The organism is Actinoplanes sp. NPDC051513 (genome assembly GCF_044454685.1).
In the GTDB taxonomy this organism is placed as follows: domain Bacteria; phylum Actinomycetota; class Actinomycetes; order Mycobacteriales; family Micromonosporaceae; genus Actinoplanes.
This window is the reverse complement of record NZ_JBITDW010000025.1, coordinates 46834-55465: the sequence shown is the minus strand read 5'-3', so window position 1 is coordinate 55465 and position 8632 is coordinate 46834. Positions and strand designations below refer to the sequence as shown.

The 8632-nt window shown below is 70.1% G+C and carries 7 protein-coding genes; all 7 read right to left on the bottom strand.

Translation table 11 applies throughout. The features are described 5' to 3' along the window. Window positions 1-147 precede the first annotated feature (147 nt). The 7 genes from ftsH to ACIA5D_RS42390 all read right to left on the bottom strand — a co-directional run bounded on the left by ftsH (window position 148) and on the right by ACIA5D_RS42390 (window position 8621). Complete coding sequence (gene ftsH, locus ACIA5D_RS42420) at window positions 148-2208, bottom strand: ATP-dependent zinc metalloprotease FtsH (RefSeq protein WP_396036304.1); 2061 nt, start codon at window positions 2206-2208, stop codon at window positions 148-150. Between the two features lie 124 nt (window positions 2209-2332). Next, entirely contained in the window at window positions 2333-3502 is a 1170-nt protein-coding gene (locus tag ACIA5D_RS42415; RefSeq protein WP_396036303.1) for a hypothetical protein, read from the bottom strand. 105 nt (window positions 3503-3607) lie between these two features. Next, window positions 3608-4846, bottom strand: coding sequence for an FAD-binding protein (locus ACIA5D_RS42410; RefSeq protein WP_396036302.1), 1239 nt, complete (start codon window positions 4844-4846; stop codon window positions 3608-3610). Between the two features lie 19 nt (window positions 4847-4865). Beyond that, on the bottom strand, window positions 4866-5726 hold the full coding sequence (locus ACIA5D_RS42405) for a sugar phosphate isomerase/epimerase family protein (protein ID WP_396036301.1): 861 nt from the start codon (window positions 5724-5726) through the stop codon (window positions 4866-4868). Then, the gene (locus tag ACIA5D_RS42400) at window positions 5723-6736 is read right to left on the bottom strand and encodes a Gfo/Idh/MocA family oxidoreductase (RefSeq protein WP_396036300.1); all 1014 of its coding nucleotides are present in this window, start codon (window positions 6734-6736) and stop codon (window positions 5723-5725) included. The genes ACIA5D_RS42405 and ACIA5D_RS42400 overlap by 4 nt, the downstream gene beginning before the upstream one ends. After that, a complete protein-coding gene (locus ACIA5D_RS42395; protein WP_396036299.1) occupies window positions 6736-7554 on the bottom strand; it encodes an ATP-binding cassette domain-containing protein in 819 nt (272 codons plus the stop codon). The genes ACIA5D_RS42400 and ACIA5D_RS42395 overlap by 1 nt, the downstream gene beginning before the upstream one ends. A gap of 2 nt (window positions 7555-7556) precedes the next feature. Further along, window positions 7557-8621, bottom strand: a complete 1065-nt coding sequence (locus tag ACIA5D_RS42390; protein ID WP_396036298.1) for an ABC transporter permease — start codon at window positions 8619-8621, stop codon at window positions 7557-7559. Between the last annotated feature and the right edge of the window lie 11 nt (window positions 8622-8632).

The window sequence follows — 8632 nt, the reverse complement described above, 5'->3', positions numbered from 1 at the left end:
TTCTACACCTCCCCCCCGCCCGCGGTCGGGCCCGCGGCCGGGGGGGCCCCCCCCAAATTACGGGGGCCCCCCCCCCCCCCCGGGGGGGGGGGGGGGGCCCCCCCCCCCCCCCGGGGGCCCCCCCCCCCACTCGGGCAGGCGAACGGATCAGGCGGAGGGCGCCGGCGTTGAGGTGTCGGGGAATGCCGGCACCGCGGGGATGCCGGGCACCGGATGGGTGCCGGGGGCCTCGCCGCGGGCGACCGCGCCGGGGGCGGTGGCGCGGTCGACGCCGGCCGCGGCGTACGCGTCGTTCTCGTCGAGGGTCTCGCTCTGCAGCAGCTTGTGGGCGAGGGAGTTGAGCTGGGGACGGTGGCCGCGCAGCAGCTCGATGGCCTCGGCGTAGCACTCCTCGACGATCTTGCGGACCTCGGCGTCGATGAGCTCCTTGGTCGCCGGGGCCACGCCGTCCAGGCCGAGCGGCGATTCCTGGCCGGGCGGCGGCAGCACGGTGACCGGGCCGATCGCGTCGGACATGCCCCAGCGGCCGACCATCTGGCGGGCGATGTTGCTGACCTGGTCGAGGTCGCTCTCGGCGCCGGTGGTCATGTCGCCGTACACGACCTCTTCGGCGGCCCGGCCGCCGAGCGCGCCGATGATGCGGCCGCGCAGGTATTTCGCCGAGTAGCCGTAGCGGTCGGACGACGGGCTCTGGAAGGTGACTCCCAGCGCCTGGCCGCGCGGGATGATCGAGATCTTGCGGACCGGGTCGGCGCCGGGGGTGAGCATGCCGAGCAGCGCGTGGCCGGACTCGTGGAACGCGGTGCGCTCGCGCTCGTCCTGGGTGAGCATGATGCCGCGGACCGTGCCGAGGGTGATCTTCTCGAGGGAGTCGGTGAAGTCGGCCATCTCCACCTGGGTGTGCTCGCGCCGGGCGGCGAGCAGGGCCGCCTCGTTCACCAGGTTCTTCAGGTCGGCGCCGACCATGCCGGGGGTGGTCGAGGCCAGCGCGTCGAGGTCGACGCCGGGGGCGACCGGCACGCCGCGGGTGTGCACGGCGAGGATCGCGCGGCGGCCCTTCTGGTCGGGCGGGCTCACCGTGACGCGGCGGTCGAAGCGGCCGGGCCGCAGCAGCGCCTGGTCGAGGATCTCGGCGCGGTTGGTCGCGGCGATCACGACCACGCCCTCGCTGCCGGTGAAGCCGTCCATCTCGGTGAGGATCTGGTTGAGCGTCTGGTCGCGCTCGTCGTTGCCGCCGAACGACTGGCCGCCGCCGCGGGACCGGCCGATCGCGTCGAGCTCGTCGATGAAGATGATCGACGGGGCGACCTTTTTGGCCTGCTCGAACAGATCGCGTACGCGTGAGGCGCCGACGCCGACGATCGCCTCGATGAACTCGGACGCCGAGATCGAGAAGAACGGCACCTGGGCCTCGCCGGCCACGGCGCGGGCCAGCAGCGTCTTGCCGGTGCCGGGCGGGCCGGACAGCAGGACCCCGTGCGGGATCTGCGCGCCGAGCTTGCGGTACTTCTCGGGCTCGCGGAGGAAGTCGACGATCTCGGTGACCTCCTGCTCGACCTCCTCGATGCCGGCCACGTCGGCGAACGTCGTGCGCGGCCCGCTCTCGGGCTGGTAGAGCTTGGCGCGGGAGCGGCCGAACCCGCCCAGCGCCCCGCCGGCGCCGCCGAGGCCGGCGGCCGCCCGCCGACTGATCCACCAGAAGAGGCCGACCAGCAGGATCGTCGGGCCGAAGCCGACCAGCACCTGCTGCCAGATCGGGGCGGGCGCGTCCGGCGGGTTCGCGTTCACCGGGACCTTGTTGGTCTGTAGCTGCGCGAACAGGTTGTCGTCGGCGAAGGAGGGCCGCTGGGTGGTGAAGCGGGTGACCTCTTCGGCCTTGGTCTCGCCGGAGGGGGTGTAGGACACTTGCTTGGTGAACTGGCCCTCGATGGTGTCGGCGGTCGAGGTGATCTCGGCGACGTTGGCCGCCTGCACCTGCGTGAGGAAGAACGTGTACGACACCGAGGTGCGCTCGGGCGGCGCCAGCAGGACCGAGGAGATGATCCAGTTGATCGCGAGCAGCACGAGCAGCATCCACCCGAAGCGGAACCAGGCGGGGCGCTGCTTGGGCGGCTGCGGTTCCTGCCCGTGGCCGGGCGGGGCGCCCTCGACCCGCCAGGGATGCGGGCGTTGGTGTTGAGCTGGCGGTTTTGGCGCATCGGCGGGCATGAGCGCTAACGTACCGCCTTCGTCGGTCAAGAAAACGCCGTCGTGACGCGCATGACGGAATTGAACTCGCGAACCTCGGGCGACCCCACCACCAGGGGCCGCCCGAGGTCCGGTCCGGGGGTTGTTACCCGTTCAGCGAGCAGGTCTTCAGGCCCTCCGCGTTGAGGTTGGGCTTGGCGGCGTTGCGGCCGATCGCGGTCTCGATGCGGTTGATGGTCGAGAAGCGTTTGTCGGCCAGCGGGCCGAGGATCGCGTTCTGGATGAAGTTGGGTCCACCCTGGCCGACGGTGCCGACCAGCCGCTTGTTGGCCTCGGCGATCTGGGTGCCGAGGAGGTCGAGGTTGCGCTGCACCTCGGCCTGGGCCTGGGCCGGGATCGCCACGTTGATGGTCACGTCGGGGCAGCTGACGGTCGGGGCCGGGCCGGTGCCGGCGGCGTTCTGGCCGGCCTGGCGGACGGTGACGCTGGTGCCCTGCTGGGCGGAGGCCGCGCCGTCCGCGTTGAGCGAGCACTTCGACAGGCCCTCGGCGTTCAGGTCCGGCTTGGGCGCGCGGCGGCCGATCGCGGTCTCGATCCGGTTGATGGCCGCGAAGCGCTTGTCGGCCAGCGGGCCGAGGATCGCGTTCTGGATGAAGTTGGCGCCGCCCTGGCCGACCGTGTTGACCAGCCGGGTGTTGGCCTCGGAGATCTGGGTGTTGAGCAGCTGCAGGTTGCGCACGACCTCGGCCTGGGCCTCGGCGGGAACCGCGACGTTGACGCTCACCTGCGGGCAGTTGACCGTCGGCACGCCGGCGGCCGCGTTGCCGCCGCCGGTGGCGCCGCCGTTGTTCGCGGCCGGGGGCACCGTCGTCGGCTGGGCGGTCGCCGTGCCGCCGCCCTGGTTGAGCGTGCAGGTCTTGAGGCCCTCGGCGTTCAGGTCAGGCTTCGCGGCGTTGCGCCCGATCGCGGTCTCCATGCGGTTGATGGTCGCGAAGCGCTTGTCGGCGAGCGGGCCGAGGATCGCGTTCTGGATGAAGTTGGGGCCACCCTGGCCGACGCTGGTCCGCAGCCGGTTGTTGGCCTCGCTGATCTGGGTGTTCAGCAGCTGGAGGTTGCTCTGCACCTCGGCCTGCGCCTGCGACGGCACGGCCACGCCGATCGCGACCGTGGGACAGTTGACCGTGGGAACGGCCTCGTCGGCGGAGGCGACACCGAGACCGACGCCCACGATGGCGACCGCGACCCCGGCGACGGCACCGATCTGCCAGCGGCGCACGTTCGTGCGGGATTTTGTGATCCGGGACCTGGAGTACATTTGAACCTGCGCTTCCCGAGAGGGGCCGAAATTCGCGTTCGGCTGGGATTACGGGAGCGCTCCCACGGGCAGATCAACACTTAAGCAAGACTTAATCGGTGCTGGTCAGCCCAGGATTGACGACAGCCACTCGTTCCGGAACGTGCCGGCGGGGTCGTACCGGCGCACCAGCTCGGCGAAGTCGGTGAACCGCGGGAACGCGGACCGGACGTCCGGCGGCGCCGTGGTGAAGACCTTGCCCCAGTGCGGGCGCGGGTTCAGCGGCGCGAGCACCCGCTCCACCTCCGAGACCACCGGCAGCACCGCCTCGGTGTCGGCGATCCAGGTGAAATGCAGCGCCACGCTGTCCCGCTCGTAGTTCGGGCTCAGCCACAGCGAGTCGGCCGCGATCGCGCGGATCTCACAGACCTGCAGCACCGCCGCCACCTCGGAACGGATCGAGGCGACCGCGTCGATCGCGGCGAGCGCGTCGGTCGCCGCGACGTGGTACTCCGACTGCAGTTCGGCCCCGGCGGACGGGGTGAACTCCATGCGGAAGTGGGGCAGCCGCGTGTGCCACGGGCCCAGCGAACCCGACTGGTCGGTGCTGTTCTGCGCCGGCATGCCCGGCACCGGGTGCCGTGGCCCGTCGGCCGGCCGCGCCCCGAACCACGGTCCGGACATCGGCGAGGAGCGCTTCAGCCACGCCATGTTGGCGTCCAGCCCGGTCCAGTCCGTAAATAGGCTGACGCTGTACCCATCGGCCAGCATCTCCGGCAAGCTCGACTCGATCGAGGCGCGGGGCACATCGTCGTACACGTATTGCCGCAGCTCGAACGAGGGCACCACGTCGAGCGTCAGCGCGGTGACCACGCCCAGGGCGCCCAGACCCACCACGGCGCCCGGCAAGTCTGCGTTGTCCCGGTCCAGAACCACCAGGTTCCCGGCGCCGTCGATGAGCTCGAGCCCCGAGACGCCGGTGGCGAGGTTGGCGTTGCGCACGCCCGAGCCGTGGGTAGCGGTAGCGACGGCCCCGGCCACCGAGATGTGCGGGAGCGACGCCATGTTGTGCACCGCGAGGCCCTCCTCCTGCAGGCGCACCGCGAGGTCGCCGTAGCGAATACCCCCGTCGATCCGCACCGACTTCCGGTCGGCCGAGACCTCGACGACGCGCGGAAGACCGGCCAGGGACACCAGGTCGCCGGTCGTGTCGGCCATGCGGTTGAAGGAGTGGCCGCTGCCCAGCACGCGCAGCGGCCCCCCGGCGGCCACGATGTCGCGCACCTCGTCGATCGAGGCGGGGTGATGCAGCCGCAGCGCCCCGAAGACGACGTTGCCGGCCCAGTTCGTGACGCGCTCGCTCATCGCCCCAGCCTACAGTTGATCATCCGGTCGAGCGCTTGAGGTACTGATTGACCTGGGAAAGGTTGTACCGGGCGCTGTTCTCGGCCCGCTCTTCCCAGGCAAAGACGCACACGGTCGCGATCCCGTCGAAGCCCACCTCGGCGAGCGTCGAGAAGAACAGGTCCCAGTCGACCTCGCCCTGCCCGATGTCGAGGTGCTGGTGCACCCGGACGGTCGAGCCGGGCGGGTTGACGATGTACCGCAGCCCCGACGAGCCGCGATGGTCGAACGAGTCGGCGATGTGCACCTGGGTCAGCAGCGGCCCGGCGTGCTTCATCACCGCCGCGAGGTCGCCGCCCTGGTGGAACGTGTGCGGCGCGCAGTACAGGAACGAGACGTTCGAGGAGTTGATGCCGCGGACCAGGTTGACGCCGGCGATCCCGTCCTCGACGAAGTCGTCCGGGTGCGGTTCGAGCACGAGCCGCACCCCTTCCCGCTCGAAGATCGGCAGCAGCTCCTCGAGCGAGCGCCAGAACTGCGCCTCGCTCTCGTCCGGCTGCGAAGGCCGCCCGTTGAACTCGGAGTTCATCACGTCCACCCCGAGATCCACGGTGATCTCGATGGCCCGCTTCCAGTACCGCACGGCCGCCTGCCGCGCGTCCTCGTCCGGCCCCGACCAGCGATAGAGCGGAAGCACCGAGGCGACCGAGACCGAAGCCGCCGCCAACTCGCGCTTGAAGGCGGCCACGCCGGCGGTGTCGATCCGCGGGTGCAGGAAGAACGGCAGGAAGTCGTCCCGCGGCGACATCTCGATGTACTGGTATCCGAGGTCGGCCACCACCCGCGGCAGCTTCAGCAACGGCACGCGACGCAGCATGTAGGGGTCAAGGGCGATCTTCACTGCACGCCCTCCGCATAGAGCTTGGGTTGATCCACAAGAGAGACCAAAACCCTTTCTCCCGTACGGAGTGCAGATACGCCCGCGTCCGACACGACGGCAGCGGCGTACCCGTCCCAGGCACTGGGCCCCAGAGGCTGCCCCCCGCGCGAGATCGCGAGCACCCATTCCTGCAGCTCGACGTCGTACGCGGCCAGGAAGCGCTCCCGCCAGTCGGCCGGAACCGGATTCGCCACCCGCCCGTCCCGGCGCACCGCGACGGGCGACAGCGAGCCGAGCGACGCCGTGCCGCTCTCCCCCACGATCTCGCCGCGGATGTCGTAGCCATAGCGGATGTTCACCGACGTCTCGACGTCGACGAGCACCCCGCTGGCCATCTCGAAGATCAGGAACAGCGGATCCTGCAGATCGCCGCCGTGGCTGCTGCGCCGCGGAACGAGCACCCGCACGGCGGCGATCTCGGTGCCGAACATCCAGCGAACCATGTCGATCTCGTGCACCGCGGTGTCGGTGATCGCCATCTCCTTCTGGTAGAAGGACGGCACGCTCGCGTTGCGGTGGGCGCAGTGCATCATCAGCGGCGTGCCGATCTCGCCACCGTCCAGTGCGAGCTTGAGCTGCCGGTACGCGAAGTCGAACCGCCGCATGTAGCCGACCTGGACGAGCCGGCTGCCGTACGCGACCTCGGCCTCGACGATGCGCAGGCACGCGCCCTGCGTGGCGGCCAGGGGCTTCTCGCAGAAGACCGGCTTGCGGGCGGCGATCGCCGCCAGCACGTACTGCTCGTGGGTCGGCCCCCACGAGCAGACCAGCGCCGCCTCCACGTTCGGGTCGGCGATCACTTCCTCGCCGGTGGCGTGCACAGCGGCGCCGATCCGTCCGCCCACCTCGGCGGCGACCGCGGCGTCGACGTCGGCGACGGCCGTGACCGTCACCCCGTTGAGCACCGTGGTCAGCCGCCGGATGTGGTCCTGCCCGATCATGCCGGTGCCGATGACCCCGACCTTCAGCATCACTTGCGCCCCAGCTCGTGCGAGAGCTCGGTGAGCTCGTCGCCGCCGGCCATCTGGGTGGTCAGCTCGTCGAGGCCGACCTCCTTGCGAGTCTTGTCGAGCGCGGTCTTGCCGAGCTTCAGGATCACGAAATGGTCGCCGACCAGGTACGCGTGGTGCGGGTTGTGGGTGATGAACACCACGCCGAGCCCGGCGTCGCGGGCGGCCGCGACGTACTTGAGGACCACGCCGGACTGCTTGACGCCGAGCGCGGCGGTCGGCTCGTCGAGGATCAGCACCCGGGCGCCGAAGTAGACCGCCCGGGCGATCGCCACGCATTGCCGCTGGCCGCCGGAGAGCGTGCCGATCGGCTGGTTGATGTCCTTGACGGCGATGCCCATCTTGCGCAGCTCGGTGTCGGCGATCTCGCGCATCTGGCGGATCCGTAGCCCGGCCAGCGGGTATCGGCCCGCGGTCACCTCGGAGCCGAGGAAGAAGTTGCGCCACACCTCCATCAGGCCAACCACGGCCAGGTCCTGGTAGACGGTGGCGATGCCGTGCCCCAGCGCCTCCCGCGGGGAGGAGAACGCGACCTCCTTGCCGTCGACCCGCAGCTCGCCCTCGTTGTGCGGGTGCAGGCCGGACATGATTTTGATCAGGGTGGACTTGCCGGCGCCGTTGTCGCCGAGCACGCAGGTCACCTCGCCGGCGTTGACCCGCAGGTTGATGCCGCGCAGGGCGCGGATGGCGCCGTACGACTTGCCGACCTCGTGCATCTCGATGAGCGGCTCGCCTCGATGCAGGTGGCTGTCGGCGTGCTCCGCCAGTGTGTCGGTCATGATCAGCCCACTTTCCGCATGGTCGACATCCGCTTCACGTACAGGTTGACCAGCACGGCGAGCAGCAGCATCACGCCGAGGAAGGCCTTGAACCAGTTCGGGTCCCAGCCGGCGTAGATGATGCCGAGGCTGGTCATGCCGAAGATGAAGGCGCCGATGGCGACGCCGATCGCGTTGCCGTAGCCGCCGGTGAGCAGGGTGCCGCCGACGACCGCGGCGATGATGTAGAGGAACTCGTTGCCGACGCCGCCGCCGGCCTGCAGCGTGTTGAACCGGAACAGCTGGTGCATGCCGACGAACCAGCCGAGGAACGACACGGTCATGAACAGGCCGATCTTCGCGCGGACGACGGGGACGCCGACCGCGCGGGCGCTGTCCGGGTTGCCGCCGACCGCGAAGATCCAGTTGCCGATCTTGGTCCGCTGCAGGGTCCAGGCGGCCAGGCCGACGAAGAGGAACCACCAGAGCACCGACGTCCAGACCGTCACCGATCCGATCTTGAAGCTGGACGAGAAGATCTTGGCGAGCGAGTCGAATCCGGCGATCTGGCTGATGTCCGGGCTGGACACGGCGCCGGTGACCAGCTTGGTGACACCCAGATTGGCGCCCTGCAGGACGAAGAACGTGCCCAGGGTGATCAGGAAGCTGGGGATGCCGGTGCGCATCACCAGGTATCCGTTGAGGAAGCCGATCAGCAGGCAGAAGGCCATCGACAGCAGCGCGCCGATCCACAGGTTGATCCCGAAGTACCAGCAGAACATCGAGCAGACGAGGCCGGCGGTGTAGACGATGACGCCGGACGACAGGTCGAACTCGCCGCCGATCATCAGCAGGCCGACGCCGACGGCGACGATGCCGATGACCGAGGACTGGTACAGCACGGTGAAGAAGGATTCGGCCGAGCGGAACGCCGGCGCCAGGGCGAGGAAGAAGATGAAGATGATGATCGCCGCCACCAGCGCGCCGATCTCGGGTCGCGCGAGCAGCCGGCTGGAGAGCCCGGCCCGGACCCGTTTGGTCGGCTCGGACGGTGTGGGCCGGGGCGCGGCCTCGACAGTCTGACTCATGGGAGCACCTC